The organism is Amycolatopsis sp. CFH S0740, from assembly GCF_004522315.1.
GTDB classification, from domain to species: Bacteria; Actinomycetota; Actinomycetes; order Mycobacteriales; family Pseudonocardiaceae; genus Amycolatopsis; species Amycolatopsis nivea.
In genome coordinates, this window is sequence record NZ_SDLS01000024.1 from 34937 (window position 1) to 53377 (window position 18441).

17 protein-coding genes are annotated in these 18441 nt (G+C 69.9%); 4 read left to right on the forward strand and 13 right to left on the reverse strand.

Translation table 11 applies throughout. The annotated features are described in order from the left end of the window. Window positions 1–12 precede the first annotated feature (12 nt). The 5 genes from EIZ45_RS32355 to EIZ45_RS32375 all read right to left on the reverse strand — a co-directional run bounded on the left by EIZ45_RS32355 (window position 13) and on the right by EIZ45_RS32375 (window position 4169). Window positions 13–243, reverse strand: a complete 231-nt coding sequence (locus tag EIZ45_RS32355) for a hypothetical protein (protein WP_037816197.1) — start codon at window positions 241–243, stop codon at window positions 13–15. Continuing rightward, window positions 236–1525, reverse strand: coding sequence for a PspC domain-containing protein (locus tag EIZ45_RS32360; RefSeq protein ID WP_134667630.1), 1290 nt, complete (start codon window positions 1523–1525; stop codon window positions 236–238). Before EIZ45_RS32360 ends, EIZ45_RS32355 begins: the two co-directional genes overlap by 8 nt. 99 nt (window positions 1526–1624) lie before the next feature. Then, the gene (locus tag EIZ45_RS32365; RefSeq protein WP_134667628.1) at window positions 1625–2179 is read right to left on the reverse strand and encodes a DUF3558 domain-containing protein; all 555 of its coding nucleotides are present in this window, start codon (window positions 2177–2179) and stop codon (window positions 1625–1627) included. Next, a complete protein-coding gene (locus EIZ45_RS32370) occupies window positions 2176–2676 on the reverse strand; it encodes a hypothetical protein (RefSeq protein ID WP_134667626.1) in 501 nt (166 codons plus the stop codon). The genes EIZ45_RS32365 and EIZ45_RS32370 overlap by 4 nt, the downstream gene beginning before the upstream one ends. A 35-nt stretch (window positions 2677–2711) precedes the next feature. Then, window positions 2712–4169 carry a hypothetical protein gene (locus EIZ45_RS32375; protein ID WP_134667624.1) on the reverse strand — a complete coding sequence of 486 codons (1458 nt, stop codon included), beginning with the start codon at window positions 4167–4169 and terminating at the stop codon, window positions 2712–2714. 154 nt (window positions 4170–4323) lie between these two features. On the opposite strand from EIZ45_RS32375, the gene EIZ45_RS32380 reads away from it, so the two are divergent. Both EIZ45_RS32380 and EIZ45_RS32385 read left to right on the forward strand, forming a co-directional pair. After that, on the forward strand, window positions 4324–5682 hold the full coding sequence (locus EIZ45_RS32380) for a PspC domain-containing protein (RefSeq protein WP_370318209.1): 1359 nt from the start codon (window positions 4324–4326) through the stop codon (window positions 5680–5682). Then, on the forward strand, window positions 5679–6395 hold the full coding sequence (locus EIZ45_RS32385; RefSeq protein WP_107051117.1) for a response regulator transcription factor: 717 nt from the start codon (window positions 5679–5681) through the stop codon (window positions 6393–6395). Before EIZ45_RS32380 ends, EIZ45_RS32385 begins: the two co-directional genes overlap by 4 nt. On the opposite strand, the gene EIZ45_RS32390 is transcribed toward EIZ45_RS32385, so the two are convergent. Then, a complete protein-coding gene (locus EIZ45_RS32390; protein ID WP_043835197.1) occupies window positions 6392–7300 on the reverse strand; it encodes a DMT family transporter in 909 nt (302 codons plus the stop codon). The two genes, EIZ45_RS32385 and EIZ45_RS32390, sit on opposite strands and share 4 nt — an antisense overlap. 104 nt (window positions 7301–7404) lie before the next feature. Here EIZ45_RS32390 and EIZ45_RS32395 point away from each other — a divergent pair, with 104 nt between their 5' ends. Next, the gene (locus tag EIZ45_RS32395; protein WP_037816192.1) at window positions 7405–8307 is read left to right on the forward strand and encodes a LysR family transcriptional regulator; all 903 of its coding nucleotides are present in this window, start codon (window positions 7405–7407) and stop codon (window positions 8305–8307) included. A 7-nt stretch (window positions 8308–8314) separates the two neighbouring features. Here EIZ45_RS32395 and EIZ45_RS32400 read toward each other — a convergent pair whose 3' ends face one another. The 7 genes from EIZ45_RS32400 to EIZ45_RS32430 all read right to left on the reverse strand — a co-directional run bounded on the left by EIZ45_RS32400 (window position 8315) and on the right by EIZ45_RS32430 (window position 15735). Then, window positions 8315–9448, reverse strand: coding sequence for a serine/threonine-protein kinase (locus EIZ45_RS32400; protein ID WP_134667623.1), 1134 nt, complete (start codon window positions 9446–9448; stop codon window positions 8315–8317). Window positions 9449–9464: 16 nt separating this feature from the next. Then, entirely contained in the window at window positions 9465–11105 is a 1641-nt protein-coding gene (locus EIZ45_RS32405) for a serine/threonine-protein kinase (RefSeq protein WP_134667621.1), read from the reverse strand. Between the two features lie 212 nt (window positions 11106–11317). Then, window positions 11318–12217: a hypothetical protein gene (locus tag EIZ45_RS32410; RefSeq protein WP_134667619.1), complete on the reverse strand. Its 900-nt coding sequence runs from the start codon at window positions 12215–12217 to the stop codon at window positions 11318–11320. Between the two features lie 252 nt (window positions 12218–12469). Then, window positions 12470–14131: a hypothetical protein gene (locus EIZ45_RS32415; protein WP_240690855.1), complete on the reverse strand. Its 1662-nt coding sequence runs from the start codon at window positions 14129–14131 to the stop codon at window positions 12470–12472. Window positions 14132–14478: 347 nt separating this feature from the next. Further along, entirely contained in the window at window positions 14479–14784 is a 306-nt protein-coding gene (locus EIZ45_RS32420) for a hypothetical protein (protein WP_037816187.1), read from the reverse strand. A gap of 57 nt (window positions 14785–14841) precedes the next feature. Further along, on the reverse strand, window positions 14842–15138 hold the full coding sequence (locus EIZ45_RS32425; RefSeq protein ID WP_009072470.1) for a chorismate mutase: 297 nt from the start codon (window positions 15136–15138) through the stop codon (window positions 14842–14844). 162 nt (window positions 15139–15300) lie between these two features. After that, entirely contained in the window at window positions 15301–15735 is a 435-nt protein-coding gene (locus EIZ45_RS32430) for a DUF1707 domain-containing protein (RefSeq protein WP_134667616.1), read from the reverse strand. A 134-nt stretch (window positions 15736–15869) separates the two neighbouring features. Between EIZ45_RS32430 and pcrA the strand changes: the two genes are divergently transcribed. Continuing rightward, the gene (pcrA, locus tag EIZ45_RS32435) at window positions 15870–18284 is read left to right on the forward strand and encodes a DNA helicase PcrA (RefSeq protein WP_134667614.1); all 2415 of its coding nucleotides are present in this window, start codon (window positions 15870–15872) and stop codon (window positions 18282–18284) included. The last annotated feature ends 157 nt before the right edge of the window (window positions 18285–18441 follow it).

The window sequence follows — 18441 nt, forward strand, 5'->3', positions numbered from 1 at the left end:
GTTTTTTGTGTCTCAGGGCCGTCGTTTGCGGAACGACGCGCCGAGCATCAGGATCCCGCAGAACACCGCGCCGCCCGCGATGATCCAGCGGAAGTCGAAGGTCGGCAGCCAGCTCGAGCCGTCGGTGAGGACGTAGCCGGACACGAGCAGCGTCGCGACCCCGACGACCAGCGTGATCCAGTCGACCCCGCGGCGGCGAGCCGGTGCTTCGGGCTCGTCGTAGGAGTACGGGTTCTCAGCCACGGCGCACCTCCACCTGGCCCACGCCGTTGGTGACGTGGAGCGTGATCTTCTGTCCGCCGACGTTGTCGTCGCCGTTGTCGGTCCCGGTGACGGCCGGCTGGCCGACCCCGTTGGACGTGCGGTTCAGGCAGTCGACCTCACCGGCGCTGTTCTCGCAGGTGAACGTCACGTCTGCGGTGCGGGGCACGATGACCTCGGTGTTTCCGGCGCCGTTGGAGACCGTGGTGGCGATCGGCTCGCTCGCGGTCAGCTGGGTCAGGTCGATCTTCATGTTGCCCGCGGTGTGCCGGTAGACCGGCTGCAGTTCGGCCACTGTACGCGGAGTGGCGGACAGGTCGCCGACGCCGCCGCGCACGTCGAGGTTGTCGAACGTGCTGGTCGTGAGCACCATTCCGGCGACCGACAGCGGAATCGCGAGCCCGATCAGACCGCGTGCGCCGCGAGCGAACGCCCCGGCCACGAGCCCGACCCCCAGCACGGCGAGCGTCATGCCGATGATGTGCCGCAGCGAGAACCAGTCGAACCCGTTCAGCGCGAGCGCGACGCCGACGCCGGCCACGATCACCGCGACCCCGAACGTGGCAGCCCCGATCTTGGACCGTCGCACGCAGGGCTTAGGGGAGTCGTTGTAGTCGCCGGTCGGAGGCGGCGGGGGCGCCGGCGCCGCCGGATCGGGCAAATCCCAGCCCGCCGGGTCGGCGGCCAGCGGATCCCAGCCCGGTGCCGCCGCCGCGGGAGTCGGGGTGTCGCTGTTCATCGTGAAAGCTCCGGTTCCGGAAGCGGTTCCGTCCGCCGCGAACGCGACGACCGGCGCCGGTCGGTTGTCCTGCCCGCGGGTGCGATGCAGGAGATAAAGGCACGTGGCGAGCAACGCGAACCCGATCAGGCCGCCGCCGTCGAACCAGCCGCCGCCGAACGTCCACCCGACAACCGGAATCACCGCGACCGTGAGCACAGCCGCGAAGGCCTTCGTCATGCTCGACTGCCCGCGCCCGATCAACGCCTCGAAGCCGGAAACCTCGTCGCCCTCGGAGGGGAAGAACAGCCAGCCGAGCAGGTAGAGCACCAGCCCGAACCCCCCGAAAACGGTCGCCGCCGCCAACGCGACCCGAATCACCACCGGATCAATCCCGTAGCGATCCCCCAGCCCAGCCGCGACCCCAGCAACCTTCCGACCCGAGTGCGGCCGCCGAGGCCTGCTGGCCCAGAAGTCCTTGACGGTCTCCTCGAACCCGTTCAGGGGGTTCGTACGGGGAGGCCGCACGTCGTTCGCACCACTCATGCTTCACAGCATGGTCGATGGAGTGGGGCGGCACATCGGGGAAGGTCCCTGAGGTTATCCCCGAGATGCGGCCCTGGTGGATGGTGCGCGCTGGCCGGGTCACCCCTTGGGGAGGAGGGGGTCCAACTTGGTGGCCAGCTTTTCGGCCATGCCGCAGGAGGCAGAGGTATCGACGCCGCCGGTCACGATGATGAGCGCGCGCGAACTGCTCTCGACCGACATGGAGATCGAGCATTGACCGCTTGACCCCATCGGTTCGGGTTCTTCGATGAAGGGCCGTCCGCTTATTTTTCCGCTGCGCGCCTTGTCGGGGCTGCCGATACCGTCGGCGTAACGTTGTCCTTCTTGCAGGGCGAGCGCTACGGCAGTGGCGTTTGCTCCGCCGCTGGCCTTGTCGGCAGCGCAGGCTTTTCGGCCCTGTGCGAGCGAGGGGGCTGCTTTAGGGAATCCCTCGCCGTTGAGGATCTGGTCCAGGAGGGCGCACTGCTTTCTTTCGGAAAAAGGATTTCCGGACGAGGCAGAGGAGGAGGGGGGTGCGGCCGATGTTGTCCCGTTGGTTTGGGCCGCGCCGTTGACGGTGTTGTCGCATGCGGTCAGCACCAGCGCTGCCGCGCCGATAAGAAGTGCGGCTTTAACGGCCCGAATTTCTTTCACTTGTGGTCAATCTTCTTGTTGAGCTCCGCGAAGGACACTGAATGCGCGCTTTCGGTTTCACGGTAGTTTTTTCGTGCGATGGCGAGAGCTTCTTGGGCGGCGTAGACAGCGTCCCGCATGAGGATGAGGTTGGGGATCATCGCATCGTGGCCGCCGTTCGCTACTTGGACATTGAACCCCGCGACGGATTTGCCGTACGCGAAATTGCCCATTTTTGCATCGGAGGCAAGCAGGCCCACCTCGCTGAGCATCCGGTTGTACCCGCTCAAGAAGAAGTCGCACGCCTTCATGTACGCGTTGAACCCCTCCTCATTCACCGCGAACGACCCGTTCTGCGCCAACGTCTTCAGCGTGTTCCCCGCGGTCTTCATCTTCTCCGCGGCCGCATGGCTCCCCGGGCCCTCGGTCAGCCCGGCCAGGAAGTCGTTGCCCGCAGTGCCCGCTGAGGGAGAACTGCCGGTCGAAGGCTTTTTGTCGTCCCAGACGATTTCTGTCATCTGCTGCTCCTAGGCCTGCTCGAAGTAAGAACGGGTCAGCCGCCGAGAACCGGGGGAGTGATCTTCTCCCCGTCCGGCCCACGTTCCGGCTTGACCTCGAAGACCTCGTCCGGATCGACCTGTGTCGGGATCTTGTTCTTGTGTTCCTTGTCCTCTTCCTTCTTCTTCCCGGCACCCGCCGCACCGGCGCCAGCACCCCCGGCACCCGGCTTTCCGCCCTTTCCAGCGTTCGCAGCAGCAGTAGCGCCGCGCTCAAGCCGCTCAGCAGCGCCCTTGCCGCCGGACTCGCCTGGCTTCCCGGAGCCGCCCGAACCAGCACCGCCGGTCACGCGGCCACCGGCGCCACCTCGACCAGCGCCGCCTGACCGGCTGCGCGGCGTGTCCTCGCCGGAGCCGGAGTTCCCGCCGCCGCCACCGCCCAAAGCGAGCCCTTCCGGAGAAAACCGGCCGCCGATGTTCGGCGTGGTCCGCAGGCTGTTCCCGCCCCCTGACACCGCGGGGTTGCTGAGCGGCCCGGTGCCGGTGTTGATTCCCGGTCCGGGGCTGTAAGGAATGCCCGGGGAATTGCCTCCGCCTGGCGGGAAGGAGTTGACCGGAGGGGGACCGCTCAGCGGCGGGTTTGTTCCCGTGAACCCGGTCCCGGGTCCACCGGTCACCGGTCCACCCGAACCCGGCCCGGTGTAAGGACCGCTCGAAGTCCCGCCGGACACAGTCACCGGCGCGGCACTGCTCGCGTGCGTGCTGTCGTTGTTCATCTGCGGCGGCGGCGAATAAACCGGCTGCGTAGTCGACGTCTCGTGGTACGTCGAGTCCAACCCATGCATCACCTGGACCGCCTGCTGGTGCGCGGCGTCGGCCTGCTGCTGCTTGGCCGCCACGTCGCCCATCGCGATCACGCCCTGCAGCGGGTTGCCGTTCTGGAACTGCTCGGTCGCCTTGGCCATCTCGGCCTTCTGGTCGAACCCCGTCGGCTCCGGCATGTTCTTGTGCGCGTAATCGGCCGCCGCGGACTGCTGGGAGTACCGGTTCGACACCAGCTGCATCGCGCTGCCGGTTTTTTCCGTGTGGTCCGCCGTGCTCTGGAAGAACGAATGCGCCTGCGCAGCGGCGGTTCCCTGCCACTCCGCACCCGCCGTGTTGGCCGCGTCGCGGAACTGATTGGACGCGTCCGCGAGCCAGTTGCCGTAGACGTTCGTCACGCGGCTGCGGTCGTTGATTCCCTCGAAGTCCAGGCCCTCGTTGACCATTTTGTGCAGGTCTTCGTGGCTGTACGACGCATAATTCGCGTCCGGCGCCGGCGCGTCCCCGCGGGTTTGCTGGCCTTGAAGCAGCTGCTGGCCTTGCTGGACCGAGTACTGCGAGGCATTCCGTTCAGTCGCGCTGCGCGTCTCCGGCGAGTCCTCGCCGGCTGCGAAGATCTGGTTCACGTTCTGCGTCCGGGCGTAGTAATCGCCTGCGGACTCGACGTGTTCCGCGCGATGCTGCTCGGTCATCCGGCCTCCCGCCCCGTGTACGCACTGTGATCGCTCGCCCCCTGCATCGTACCGAGTCCCGGGAGGCGGCAGGGAGGTTCGCGGAATTTCCTCACCGGCGGCCATCTGGGGGAGTGGATCAGGGCCTTCCCCGATGTCCGGGCCGCTCCCGCGTGTGACGATGGGACTCGTGCAGGACTTTCTCGACATCAGTGCCCCGGGGCGGGTTTCCTCGACCGCCGAGGAGCCCTCGGCACTCGTGTCCGCCCAGGCGATGGAGGTCGCCGAACCCGAATCGCGGCCCAAGATGTACCGGCGGCGCTCCGGGCGGGCCGTCGCGGGCGTCGCGAGCGGGCTCGCCGATCACCTCGGGGTTCCGGTCGTCTGGGTCCGCGTCGTGTTCGCGTTGCTGGCCGCGCTCAACGGGGCCGGCCTGCTCGCCTACGGCCTGCTCTGGGTGTTCGTCCCGCAGAGCGCCGAGGAAACCGAAACCGCGCCCAAGGCCCGCGACCGCCAGCAGGCATACGGGCTGATCGCGCTCGGCATCGGGCTCGCGATCGCCAGCAGCACGCTGACCGGCGCCATCCGCGGCTGGGTCGCGGTGCCGCTCGCGCTCGCCGCGCTCGGTGCGGCGGTCGTCTGGCGGGAGGCGGACGAGTCGCAGCGGCGGCGCTGGCGCGTCGGGGCCCGCGACGGGCTGGTCGGCGAGGGCGGCAGGCTCGCGGCGTTCGTCCGGATCCTCGCCGGGGTCGCGCTGGTCGCCACCGGCATCGGCTTCGTCGTGTTCGCCAGCGGCGACTTCGACCAGGTCAAGTTCGCCCTGATCGCGGTGCTCGCGACGCTGATCGGCGTCGCCGTGCTCACCGTCCCGTTCTGGCTGCGGCTGGTCCGCGACCTCGGGGAGGAACGCCAGGCCCGCATCCGCACCGACGAACGCGCCGAAATCGCCGCGCACCTGCACGACTCCGTCCTGCAGACCCTCGCGCTGATCCAGCGCCAGGCCGACCAGCCAGCCGAGGTCGCGCGCCTCGCCCGCGGCCAGGAACGCGAGCTGCGCGGCTGGCTGTACGGCCCCGGCGGCTACGGCAAACCCAGCGAAAAGCGGACCAAGGAAGAGGAAGAAGGCACCCGCCAGCAGCTGTCCGAGGCGCTGGCCGCGGCGTGCGGCGAGGTCGAGGACCAGTTCGCGATCTCGGTCGGCCAGGTCGTGGTCGGCGACGCCGAGCTGAACCCGCCGCTCACTGCGCTGGTGCAGGCCGCGCGCGAGGCGATCGTCAACGCGGCCAAGCACGCGGGCGTCGCCGAGGTCAGCGTGTTCGCCGAGGTCGAACCCACCGAGGTCACCGTGTTCGTGCGCGACCGAGGCAAGGGCTTCGACCCGGACGTCGTGCCCGCCGACCGGCACGGCCTCGCCGACTCGATCCGCGGTCGGATGGAACGCCACGGCGGCACCTGCAAGCTGCGCACCGCACCCGGCGAAGGCACCGAAGTCCAGCTCGCCATGCCGGTGAAGGCGGCCAAAGGGGTGGCATGACCTCGCTATGCTCGGGGGCAGGCGAAGCGAGGGAGTGGGCAGTCGTGACGGAAAGCCAGCGGGAACCGGTCAAGGTCTTCCTCGTGGACGACCACGCGTTGTTCCGCGCGGGAGTGCGCACGGAACTCGATTCGATCACCGACGAGGTGCAGGTGGTCGGCGAGGCCGGGTCGGTCGCGGAAGCGGTCGCCGGCATCGCGCGCACGCGTCCGCAGGTCGTGCTGCTCGACGTCCACATGCCCGACGGCGGCGGCGCCGAGGTGCTCCGCCGCGTGCGCCCGGAGCTGCCGGACGTCGTCTTCCTCGCGCTGTCGGTCTCCGACGCCGCCGAGGACGTCATCGCGGTGATCCGCGCCGGCGCGCGCGGGTACGTCACCAAGACGATCTCGTCGAAGGAGCTCGTCCGCGCGGTGGTCCGGGTGGCCGACGGCGACGCGGTGTTTTCCCCGCGCCTGGCCGGTTTCGTCCTCGACGCCTTCGCCGACCGTCCCGGGTCCGCGCCGATCAACGACCCCGAGCTGGACCTGCTCACCCCGCGCGAGCGCGACGTCCTGCGCCTGCTCGCCCGCGGTTACGCGTACAAGGAAATCGCGTCCGAGCTGTTCATCTCGGTGAAGACGGTCGAGACGCACGTGTCGAGCGTCCTGCGCAAGACCCAGCTGTCGAACCGCTACGAGCTTTCCCGCTGGGCCTCGGACCGCCGTCTCGTCTAGGCCGGAGTCAGTTCTTCTTCCGGGGCCACGGCCGGTTTGCGCTGCAACCGCGTCAACGCGACGCCGAGCAGCACCACGACCATGCCCGCGATCACGCGCAGGTTCAGCTGCTCGTGCAGGAAAACCGCGCCCAGCAGCACCGACACCACTGGCAGCAGATAGCCGACCACCGACGCGGCCACCGCGCCTTCGCTCGCCAGCAACTGGTAGTTGAGCGCGAACGCGATCCCGGTCGAACCGAGGCCGAGGACCACCACCGCGATCAGCGCGACCGGGCTCAGGTGCACCGGCGTCAGCCCGCCGAACGGCATGGCCAGCACCAGGAAACCCGTGGCCAGCAGCATCTGCCCGGCCGCGATCGCGTACGGCGAGGAGCCGGTGTTCGACAGGTACCGGCCTTCGTAGACGAAGGCGAACCCGTAGCTCGCCGCCGCGGCGAGGCACGCCAGCGCACCCCAGCTGAGCAGCCCGGACGCCTGCCACGGCGCGAAGATCAGCAGAATCCCGCCGAGCCCGATCACCAGACCGGCGATCCGCGTCGCGGTCATCCGGTTCGACACTCCGAGGAACGGGGCCGCCACGAGCACCCAGAGCGGAGTGGTCGAGTTCAGCACGCCGGTGATGCCGGAGTCCACGGTGGTCTCGCCGACCGCGAAAAGCAGGAACGGCAACGCATTGTGGAAGAACGCCGCGACGAGCAGATGCCCCCACGTGCTCCGTCGCGACGGCAGGCTCCGCCGCCCGATCAGGCACAGCGCCAGCAGCACCACGGCGCCCAGCACGAGCCGCGCGAGCACCAGCTGCACCGGGGAAAGCGCTTCAAGCCCGAGCTTGATCCAGAAAAAACTCGATCCCCACATCAACGCGAGCGCCGCGATCCTCAGCAGCGTCTTCGACTCGCCCACCCCAGGTTCCTCCTTTGCCTCGCTAGCCAGCTTCGCCGCGGCAAGGTGTAAGGACAAGCGAAAATAACTGCAGGGACAATTAAGCAAAGCTGTAGGATCGAGCCATGCTCGATGTACGGCGCATGCAGGTGCTGCGCGCGGTGATCACGAGCGGTTCGATCACTGCCGCGGCGAGGAATCTCGGCTACACGCCGTCGGCGATCAGCCAGCAGCTGGCGGTGCTCGAACGCGAAGCGGGCACGCCGTTGCTGGAACGCGTCGGCCGCGGTGTCCAGCCGACCCCGGCCGGGACGTTGTTGTCCGAACACGCCGAGACGCTCAGCGCGGAGCTAGCCCGAGCCGAGGCCGCGCTCACCGAGCTGAAGGAAGGCCGCACCGGCAAGCTCGCCATCCGCTACTTCGCCACCGCGGGCGCGACGATGGTGCCGTACGCGGTGGCCGCGCTGCGCCGCGAACACCCCGGCGTGTGGCTCGATCTCAAGCTCATCGACCCAGGCGATCCGCTCACCGAGGTCGAGGAAGGTCGCGCTGACCTGGCGATCATCGTGTACCCGCGGCCGTCGGAGCCGGGCCGGGGCATCGAGCTGGTGCCGCTGCTGGACGACCCGTACCGCGCGGTCCTGCCGCGGGCGCACCGGCTGGCTCGCAAACGCGTCCTCGACCTCACCGACCTCGCCGAGGAACCGTGGGTCGGCGTCGACCCGATTCCCGGCGCCTGCCGCGCGATCCTGGAAGGCGCCTGCGCGTCGGCCGGGTTCCATCCGAACGTCGTGGTCGAGTCCGAGGACTATCCGTCGGCGCAAGGGTTCATCGCCGCCGGGCTCGGCGTCGGGCTGGTGCCGGAGCTGGGGCTAGGCACTCCGCATCCGGGAGTGGTCGTGCGCCGGGTCCGCAATCCGCAGCCGAGCAGGCACATTCACGCGGCGGTGGCCGCACGGGTCGCGGGCAGCCCGGCCGTACAGACGTTCCTCGAAGCCATGCAAGAGGCGACCGAGAACGTCGCCTGATATCGGCTCAGACGAACAGCAGCTGCGAGACGCCGATCCCGATCAGGATCGCGCACAGGATCGCCGCGACGGTGAGGATGATCCGTCGCCGCGCCGCCGCCTTCTCCCGAACAGCCTGCGCGGACGCGGCCTGCTGCGCCGGGGTGGGCGTGTACCGGGCGGTCGGCTGCTGCATCGTCTGCTGCTGCATTGGCTGCGCCGGAGCGGGAGCCTGCGGCACCTGCTGGACCGGAAGCTGCATTAGCGGAGCCGGTTGCTGCGGCTGTTGTTGCGGCAGGATCTGCTGGGTCGGCTCTGGGACATTGGGCGGCTGCGCGGGCAGCGGCCGCGACGCCGGAAGCGTCGGCAACGCAGGCGCGGTCGGCGGGATGAACGCGGTCTGCTCGCGTCCGACGGTGATCGCCTTCAACGCGTGCACGGTGTCGTCCATGGTCGGCCGGGCTGCCGGGTCGGCGCGCAGCATCTTCTGCAACGCCCCGGCGAGCGGGCCGGCGTTCTCCGGCGGTCGTTCCGGGGACTGGCCGTCGTCACCGAACGGCGGCACACCCTCGACCGCCGTGTACAGCGTCGCGCCCAGCGAGAACACGTCTGCAGCTGCAGACGGAGGCGCGCCGCGCGTGACCTCAGGCGCTCGGTAAGCGGCGTGCGGACCGCCGCCGGTGATGCCGATGTCGGTCAGCTTGACGCTGCCGTCGTCCGCGAGCAGCACCGTGTTCGGTTCGAGCGTGCGGTGGACGATGCCCGCCGAGTGAATCGACGCCATCGCGTCGCCGAGCTGGATGCCCAGGAACGCGGCCTGCTCCGGAGTGAGCCGGCCGTGCTCGGCGAGGAAAACCGACATCCCGCGCGACGGGATGTACTCCATGACCAGCCACACGTCCTGGCCGTCGGGCAGCACGTCGTACACCGTGATCGCGCACGGATGATCGATCCGCGCCGCGGCCTTGCCCTCTTCCATCGCCATCGCGCGCGCCTGTTCGGCACGGTCCGGCGGCAGGCCGACGGGCAGGTACATGCGTTTGACGGCGACGGTCCGGAACAGCCGCGTGTCGAACGCGAGCCACACGATGCCCGCGCGTCCGCGCCCGATCGGCTGGTCGAGCCGGTACCGCTCGCCGACGATGCTGCCTTCTGAACTCAATGCTGTCCCTGGATCGCTAGCTGGTCGCAGTCGGCGGCGCTGTCGCCGAGCTTTCCGGCGGCTTCGGCTTAGACGGCGACGACGTCTGCGACTCTCGCGTCTTCGACGGCTGTTCCTGCGTCGGAGTGTCCTCCGCAGAAGTGGTCCGCCGCGAGTGCCGCGTCGACTGGGTCTCGCGGGTCGCGCTTTCCCGGGAAGACGTAGGCGGGGACGTAGTGGTTGCTTCCGAAGGCGGCTGTGTGACGGACGTCGGCGCGACCGCGGACGACGAAACGGGCGGCGCGGGCTGCGAAGCGTCCGGCGGATTGCCCGGAGTCAGCAGCCACACGCCGAGCGCGACCAGGCCGACGACCACGACGCCGCCGATGATCGCGGGCTTCTTCCACGCGCCGGGCTTCTCGTCCTCGTCGTCCTCGGGCGCGGTCTGCACGCGGGTCCGCGGCGCGGGCTCCTCGTCGTACGGGTCGTCCTCGTAGTGGTCCGGCACCGGCACCGCGCGGGTGGCGGCGAGGCCGTTGCGGCTCGGGTCGCCGTAGAGCGGCGGCTCCTGGTGGTAGCCGTCCTGCTGGTAGCTGCGGTCGTCGTAGTCGTCTTCCGGATAGCCGGAGCCCGGCGGGTACGGGTCCTCGTCGTAGTACTGCTGCGCGCTCGGGTCGTACTGCTGGGTGACGCCCGGGTCGTCGAGCAGCGTGCCGGAGTGGCCGGCCTGTTCGTCGTCGGGATGCAGCAGACCAGCGGCCGCCGCGCCGCCCGCCGCACCGAGCGCGGCCGCGCCGAGAGTGCCCGAGGACGAGGCCATCATCGTGTCGGCGTCCGGACCGCCGAGCGGGGTCTCGCCGCGCGCGACCGCGGCCAGCAGCTCCTCGCATTCGTCGGCGGTGGGCCGGTGCTGGGTCTCCGGGTGCAGCAGCACCGCGAGCACGCTTGCCAGCGGACCGGACTGCCGCGGCGGGTTGATCTGCCCCGCGGCGACCGCGTGCAGCAGGCTCAGCGTGTTCTCGGACAGACCGAACGGCGGCTGTCCCTCGCAGGCGGCGTACAGCGTCGAGCCGAGCGAGAAGACGTCCGACTCGGGGCCGGGGTCGCCGCCGATCGCGACCTCGGGGGCCAGGTAGGCGGGGGTGCCCGCGATCATCCCGGTCTTGGTGACCGTGACGTCGTCCTTGGCCCGCGAGATGCCGAAGTCGGTGATCTTCACCGTGCCGTTGCCCGCGAGCAGGATGTTGCCCGGCTTGATGTCGCGGTGCACGATGCCGACCGCGTGCGCCTCGCGCAGGGCGGCGGCGATCTGCGCGCCGATCCGGGCGACCTCCATCGGCGGCAGGGTGCCCTTTTCCTGCAGCACCTGCGCCAGGCTGGTGGACGCCAGGTATTCCATGATCAGGCAGGGCTGGCCGTTGTCGTCGGTGACGACGTCGAACACGGTGATCGCGTTCGGGTGGTGCAGCCGGGCGGCGATCCGGCCCTCGCGCATGGTGCGCTGCCGGGCGTCCTCCGCCTCGTGGTTCTCCAGCCCGGGCTGGAGAAGAAGTTGCTTGATGGCGACCGTACGGCCCAGCACCTCGTCGTGGGCGCGCCAGACGGCCCCCATCGCGCCGGAACCGATTTTCCCGACGATCCGGTACCGGTCGGCGACCAGACGACCCTCGTCGCTCACGCGACCTCCCTTTGGGGCTCCGACTTCCCGGGGCGGGACTGTTCTACCCCAAAGGGGTGAGTTCGAACCCGCCGCAGCACCGGAGCGTAGGCACCTGCTGTGGACCGTGTGCCGGTTTTGCCGAGACCGACCCGTGACAAGGCTAGGCGCTCACTCTGCGCACACGCACGCGGCACACTTCGGCCGACCCGGCACAACCACGTTCGCGCAGGTCAGGAGTAGACCGCGGACAGGACGCGGGCCTGCGAGATCACATCCTGCTCGACGACGTCGAACAATTGGGTCACGCGCAAGAGGGTTCCGTCGGCCTGGTGGACCAGCGCCACGGCGAAGACCGAACCGTCGTCCTGGACGTGCAGTTCCTGGACGTCGATCGAGTCGGCACCGCTCCACGCGCGGACCAGATCGCCCGTTTCGCCGCGCGCGGCGCTCGGGCTGAGCAGCGAAAGCGCGTTCTCCGGCTGGTGGTCGATCGAGGCGTAGAACTTGCGCACCGCTTCGAGCTTCACCGGATCCGGCGCGGCCGCGGACGAGGTGGCGGACTTCTTGTGCGATTCCGCCGAGGGCGCGGTGCTCGAGGAGACGGACGACGAAGTGCCGGAAGTGGTTTCCGGGGTCGTGGCGCCCGAGTTCGACGGCGTGGTGGCCGTGGAGCCGGTGTGCTGGGACTGCGTCGTGCTTTCGCTCTGCCCCGACGTCGTGCCGCCGGACGAGTGGACCTTGCGCTGCTGCGGCACGGCCTGTCCGCCGAGCGCTGCCGCGCCGCTGAACCCGGCGGGCATCGCGGCTCCTCCGGCGACCGGCACGGTGGGTCGCGGGCCGCCGCTGAGCAGCGAGGCGGTGACGACGGCGCCGGCGACGAGCGCGCCCGCTCCGACGAGCCCGGCCAGCTTCGCGCGGCGGGCGAGCTTGCTTTCGGGCTCTTCGACGGGTTCCGCGGCCTGGGCGACCGGGCGGCGGGTGCGCGGCGGCAGGTACTTCTGCGGTTCGCGGAACACCTGCTCGAGATATTCGCGGTCGGCCTCGGCCACGTCCTCGAGCAGTTCCGGCGGGATCACGTCCTCGACGCGCACGGCGTCGGGTTCTCGCCGGGTTCGCTGCCGTTCAAGCACGAAAGTCCTCGCTCTGGGGGTTCGGGGCGGGACACGACACGGTGGCGGTGTCCCCGGGGCGGTCCGAGGCGATTCGTGGTCGGCCCGGACCTCGTAGTCGCCAGGTAACCCTGTGCCGACCGGCTGCCGCCAGACTCCGTCGCCGGAATGCCGCCGTCGTACGACGAACGGCAGCTTATGTCACCCAACCGGACGAGGGAACAACCGCTCACCGCACCGCACGTGCATCGGCATTTGCAGACAGTGTGCTGGTCAGCGCCCGTCGTCGGTGATCTTGCCGTTGTCGTCGAAGGTGAGCGTCTGCTGCTCGGTGCTCTTGCTGCCGTCCTGGTGCGTGACCTCGACCGTGTTCACCGTGGTGCCGTGCTGCGGGTCGATGGTGACCTTCTTGACCTCGAAATACGCGACGTCGGCGTAGCGCTTGCGCAGCCCCTGCGGGCCCTGCTGCTTGAGGTCGCCGGACGTGACCGACGAGGCCTCCGACGGGTCGGTCGTGACGTTGTTGAAGAACTTCTCCGAGTTGTTCCCCATCGTGTCCGCGTCGCCGGCGGTGAAGACCGGCGGTCCTTTCGTTTCCCGCTCAGCGGGAGTGACCGGCGGCTTCTGCGGCGGCTCGCTGGACGAGGGCGAGTCCGTGGTGGTCGGCGCGGACGTGCTGCTGCCGGTGCCGGGGACCGCCGACGTGGTCACGCCTGCCGAACTGCTGCTCGCGGAACTGTCGGGTCCGGAGCCCTGCTGCGGATGCGTGCCGTTGTCCGAGGTGACGCCGTCCGGGCTGGTGCTGGAGTCGCTGCGCGGGACGCTGCCGCCGACCCCGCCGTGCTGCCCGTTCGGGATGAGCGCGCTGAGGTTCGGGTTGCCGCCGTTCTGCCTGCCGGGCCAGCCACCGCCGCCGACCGCGTCGGTCGTCGTGGTGGTGGGCCCGCCGACCAGGAACGTCCCGGCGAACAGCAGTCCGACGACCACCGCGCCGGACGCGCCGGTGGCGAACCACGCGGCCTTGCGCCAGGTCTTCGGCGGGGTGACCGACGCGGGCACCGAGCCGAGATCGAACGTGCCGAGGCCGTCCAGCAGCGGCGCGGCGTACACGCGCACCTCGTCGTCCTGCTGCTCTTGGTTTTCCCGCGCCGATACGGCCGGTTCGCCGAGCGTGACGCGCTGGCGCCGGGGCGGTTCCTCCGCGACCGGGTTCAGCTCGACCCGCTCGCGGGGGCTTTCCGGCCGGTTGGCCAGCGCGGCGGACGTGGTGGCGACGCGTTCCTGCCGGGTGCGCCGGGTCGGCTGGGGGAGTGCGCTTTCCGGCGGGGCGAAGGCGCGGTGCTCCTCGGGGATCCGGTCCTGCGGGGGAGCGAAGGCGGCGCGGGATTCGGGCTGACGGGCCAGCGGGGCCGCGACCTGCTGGTCTTGGGGAGCGGCTGGCTGGGCGGCGGTCTGGCGGCCGCGGGATTCGGACGGCTGTCCGGGGAAAGCAGCAGTCTGGCGAGGCTCGGCCAGCCGGTCCGGGGCGGAGGCCCGGCGGCGCGGGGGTTCGGCGGGGGCGCGGCGATCGCTCGTCGCCCGGCGGCGCTGCGGCTGCGGCAACGGCGGTTCGCCGATCGGCAACGTGCCGCTCGCGGTGGGGAAAACCGGCGGGTTGGGGGCCGGGCGGTTCCCGTCGTCGGGCACGCGGTTCGCGCGCGGGGCCGGTGCGCCGCGCAGCCGCGGGTTCTCGCTGCCTCGCTGCACCGGGGCACCGTCGACGGCAGGCGCGGCACCGGTGCGGTGCCGGTGATGTCCGGCGGTGCGGGGCGGCACCACCGGGGTCCAGGTGCCGTCGGCGCGGACGCGGTGCCGTCCGGGAACGGTGACCTCGGCGTCCGACACCGCGCCGGGACGGTCCGCGTGCCGCCGACCGCCCATCGTGTTTCCCGTCATGCCGGTCCGACCCCTCCGCGAGGGGGGCGTGACGGCGCCGGAGCGGCCGTCAACCCGAACGGAGCAGGGACGAGGAGAACGACGCTTGCGTCCACACTTGCGAACTCCCGCGCAAATGCACGCGCACGCGGAGAACGGCGCGCGGAGCCGCAGCTCCCGCGCGTCCTCCGGGCATAGCCCGGCATAGACGCCAGGGTCCTCACGGACTTCACAGTAGGAAACCGGCAGGCGAATGTCTTCACCCATCCTGCAACTTGCACCGGTTTCACTCGACCGGGCGCGCCCGAACGGGCGGCACGTCACGCAGCGCAGCGTCCCGCCCGGCGTTTGCCCAGTTCGGGGGCTGGTCAGCCGCCGCTGCGGTACTTCGCCTGCGTGGACTGGAGGGCCTTCATCGACGTCGCGCCGCTACCGACCGCGATGACGATGGCGAGAACGTCCAGCACGACGTTGCCGGAAGTGAGCAGCCACGCGAACAGCGAGGCCGCCGTGGCGCCGCCGGCCAGAGCCCAGCGGCTGCGCACGTACTGCGCCACCGGGGCCCCGCCCGCCCGCTTGCCCGCCGCGTTGTTCAGCAGCGCCAGGTAGCCGACGTGGCCGAGGGCCGCCAGCACGCTCGCGATCGCGATGATGACGGCGATGAGGTTAATCATGTGTCCAGTCTGCCCGGTTTCCCTGCCGCGCGAATCGGGGATGCCCCGGATACCGGGTCAGCGGCCCAGCCTGCCGCGCCCGAGGTTCAGCAGCAGCATCGCCAGCTGACGGCCCTCCGGACCCAGTTCGCGGTAGCGCGCCAGCACGTCCATCTCGCGGTTGTAGACGATTTTCGTGCCGCCCGCGGCCATCCGGGCCGCGCCGATGGTCTTCGACACCTCGACCCGGCGCTTCACGAGCCGGAGGATTTCGGAGTCGAGCCAGTCGATCTCCTCGCGAAGCGACGAGATGTCCTCGCCCGCCGGGGTGTGCTCGGCGGGCTGTCCGTCGGCGTTCTGCGTCTGCGCGTTCATCGGGACCTCTCTGAAGTCCGGACTCCCTGTCCCAGGGACGGCGAAAGCCCCGGGTCCAGTGGACTCCGGGGCTGCGGGTGATGGCGGGTGGGGCACTACGCGATCACGGGAGCCGGAGTCCGGGTCCCGTAAAAAAATCGCTCGCTGCTGTGCCGCACGGATTCAGTATGGCACAGGCGCGCCCGGCCGCCCGCGGAACGCCCGCACCCGCGCGTGCAGCACCAGGCTGATGAACAGCCAGAACAACGGCATCGCCGGCCAGAAGAAGAACGCGCCGCCGATCGCCCAGCGAACGATCAGCAAGGTCGCGAGCACGGCGACGATGCCGAGGTGGACGCGCAGCGCCGGATGTTCGCGCAGCGCGGCCCGGGTCAGCGGCCAGCCGCCGCCGCGCGGCCGGGCAGGCGCCGTCCGGGGGAGATCGGCGGTGAGTTCGCCGAGTTCGTCGGTGTAGCGGGTGGCGTAGACCGTGCGCAGCCGCTCTTCCACCTCTTCGAGAGTGAGCCGTCCGTCGGAACCGGCGGCCTGGATGGTCTCGGCGACGCGCTCGCGATCGCCGTCGGAAGCCCTCAGCCGGGCGGGAATCTTGTCGTCCATGCCATTCGATGCTCCGCGCCGCGGCGGCGTCGCGCGTCGGACGCGAGGCGACACTGCGGCGTACGTCCGGAAGCGCAGGCCGACCCCGTGGCTGTTCCGGGACTGTCGTACCCCCGGGGTAGCGTTGACAGACGATGGACACCCTCTTCGATCTCCCCGCAGACCCGCCCGCCCGCGCTGCCCGGCCGGGAACCGCAGACCTGCTCGAGGACCTCAACCCCGCCCAGCGCGAGGCGGTGACGCACGCCGGAGGTCCGCTGCTGGTCGTCGCGGGAGCCGGATCGGGCAAGACGCGCGTGCTCACGCGCCGGATCGCCTACCTGCTCGGCCAGCGCGGCGTGCATCCGGGCGAGATCATGGCGATCACGTTCACCAACAAGGCCGCCGCCGAGATGCGCGAACGCGTCGCGGCGCTCGTCGGCAAACGCGCGAACGCGATGTGGGTGTCCACGTTCCACTCGATGTGCGTGCGGATCCTGCGCCGCGAGGCGAAAACGCTCGGCATGTCGTCGAGTTTCTCCATCTACGACTCGGACGACACGAAGCGGCTCATCACGCTCGTGGCGCGCGATCTCGACATCGACCCGAAGAAGTACGCCGCGCGCACGCTCGCGGTGCACATCTCGAACCTGAAGAACGAACTGGTCGATCCGGACGACGCGGCCTCGAAGGCGGCGAACGACCTGGAGCGGCGGGTCGCCGAGGTCTACACCGAGTACCAGCGCAGGCTGGCGAGCGCGAACGCGTTCGACTTCGACGACCTGATCATGCGGACAGTGTCGTTGCTGCAAGCGTTCCCGGACGTCGCGGAGTACTACCGGCGGCGCTTCCGGCACGTCCTGGTCGACGAGTACCAGGACACCAACCACGCGCAGTACACCCTGGTGCGCGCGCTCGCCGGCACCGAAGCCACGGACACCGGGATCGAGCCCGCCGAACTGTGCGTGGTGGGTGACGCGGACCAGTCCATCTACGCCTTCCGCGGCGCCACCATCCGCAACATCGAGGAATTCGAACGCGACTTCCCGAACGCGCACACGATTCTGCTGGAGCAGAACTACCGTTCCACGCAAACGATCCTGTCCGCGGCCAACGCGGTGATCGCCCGCAACCCCAACCGGCGAGCCAAGCGGCTGTGGACCGATTCGGGCGACGGCGAGAAGATCGTCGGCTACGTGTCGGACAACGACCACGACGAGGCCGCGTTCGTCGCGGGGGAGATCGACTCGCTGGCGGAGAAGGGCGAGGCGGACTACTCGGACGTCGCGGTGTTCTACCGCACCAACAACCAGTCGCGAGTGTTCGAGGAAATCTTCATCCGGCTCGGCCTGCCGTACAAGGTCGTCGGCGGCGTGCGGTTCTATGAACGGCGCGAAGTGCGCGACATGATCGCGTACCTGCGGGTCCTCGCGAATCCCGATGACACGGTCAGCCTGCGCCGGATTCTCAACGTCCCCAAGCGCGGCATCGGCGACCGAGCCGAAGCAGTCGTGGCGACGCACGCGGAGCGGGAGCGCATCTCGTTCTGGGCCGCATTGCGCGACGCGGTGGACGACAAGGTGGCGCTGCTGAACCCGCGCTCGGCCAAGGCGATCACCGGCTTCGTGACGCTGCTGGACGAACTGCAGGAGATGGCGTCGTCCGGCACCGAGGTCCACGACCTGCTCGAAGCGGTCCTGGAGCGCACCGGCTACCGCGCGGAGCTCGAGGAATCGGACGACCCGCAGGACGCGTCGCGCGTCGAAAACCTCACCGAACTGGTGACGGTGGCACGCGAATTCGCCGAGTTCACCGCCGAGGTCACCAACGACGAAAACGCGGAACTGGTCCTGGACGACGGCGTCCCCGCCCCAGGTTCTCTGCCTGCCTTCCTGGAACGAGTCTCGCTCGTCGCAGACGCCGACTCGATCCCGTCCCCAGACGGCGGCGAAGAAGGCGACGGCGGCGCGGGCGTGGTCACCCTGATGACCGTGCACACCGCCAAGGGCCTGGAATACCCAGTCGTCTTCTGCACCGGCTGGGAAGACGGAGTCTTCCCGCACATGCGCGCCCTGGGCGACCCGGCTGAACTGGCCGAGGAACGCCGCCTGGCCTACGTGGCGATCACCCGTGCGCGGCAACGACTTTACGTATCCCGCGCCCTCACCCGGTCCGCGTGGGGACAGCCGCAGATGAACCCCGCGTCCCGCTTCCTGGACGAGCTGCCGCCGGACCTGGTCGACTGGCGCCGCCTGGAACCGTCATCCCCAGGCTTCGGCAACTTCGGCTCCTCGTCCGGTTCCTCGTCAGGCCCCCGAGCCGCGACGACGTGGGGCCGCCGGTCCTCCTCGTCGTCGACGTCCTCGAGCTCGCCGTTCGGCAAGGCGTGGAAGGACACGGTGGCGCTGAAACTGGACGTCGGAGACCGCGTAAGCCACGACAAGTACGGCCTGGGCACCGTTATTTCTTGCGACGGCATCGGCCCCCGCGCGACGGCGACGATCGACTTCGGAGCTTCCGGGAAGGTCCGGCTGATGCTGATCGGCAGTGTGCCGATGGTCAAACTCTGAGGTCTGCTGAGCTTTCGGCTACGACACTTTCGGCTGCTGCAGTTTCGACCCGCCAGCGGCTGTGGCTACGGCTGCGGTGACCGTTACGGCTGACGCGGCTTCGGTGGTTTGATCCTCCGTGCCGTGCCGTGCCGTGCCGTGCCGTGCCGTGCCGTGC

Excerpts from the sequence above, each read along its gene's own strand:
- EIZ45_RS32430 (WP_134667616.1), bottom strand. The coding sequence starts at position 15,735 with ATGGACGACAAGATTCCCGCCCGGCTGAGGGCTTCCGACGGCGATCGC.
- EIZ45_RS32425 (WP_009072470.1), bottom strand. The coding sequence starts at position 15,138 with ATGAACGCGCAGACGCAGAACGCCGACGGACAGCCCGCCGAGCACACC.
- EIZ45_RS32395 (WP_037816192.1), top strand. The coding sequence starts at position 7,405 with ATGCTCGATGTACGGCGCATGCAGGTGCTGCGCGCGGTGATCACGAGC.
- EIZ45_RS32415 (WP_240690855.1), bottom strand. The coding sequence starts at position 14,131 with ATGACGGGAAACACGATGGGCGGTCGGCGGCACGCGGACCGTCCCGGC.
- EIZ45_RS32375 (WP_134667624.1), bottom strand. The coding sequence starts at position 4,169 with ATGACCGAGCAGCATCGCGCGGAACACGTCGAGTCCGCAGGCGATTAC.
- EIZ45_RS32360 (WP_134667630.1), bottom strand. The coding sequence starts at position 1,525 with ATGAGTGGTGCGAACGACGTGCGGCCTCCCCGTACGAACCCCCTGAAC.
- EIZ45_RS32420 (WP_037816187.1), bottom strand. The coding sequence starts at position 14,784 with ATGATTAACCTCATCGCCGTCATCATCGCGATCGCGAGCGTGCTGGCG.
- pcrA (WP_134667614.1), top strand. The coding sequence starts at position 15,870 with ATGGACACCCTCTTCGATCTCCCCGCAGACCCGCCCGCCCGCGCTGCC.
- EIZ45_RS32370 (WP_134667626.1), bottom strand. The coding sequence starts at position 2,676 with ATGACAGAAATCGTCTGGGACGACAAAAAGCCTTCGACCGGCAGTTCT.
- EIZ45_RS32385 (WP_107051117.1), top strand. The coding sequence starts at position 5,679 with ATGACCTCGCTATGCTCGGGGGCAGGCGAAGCGAGGGAGTGGGCAGTC.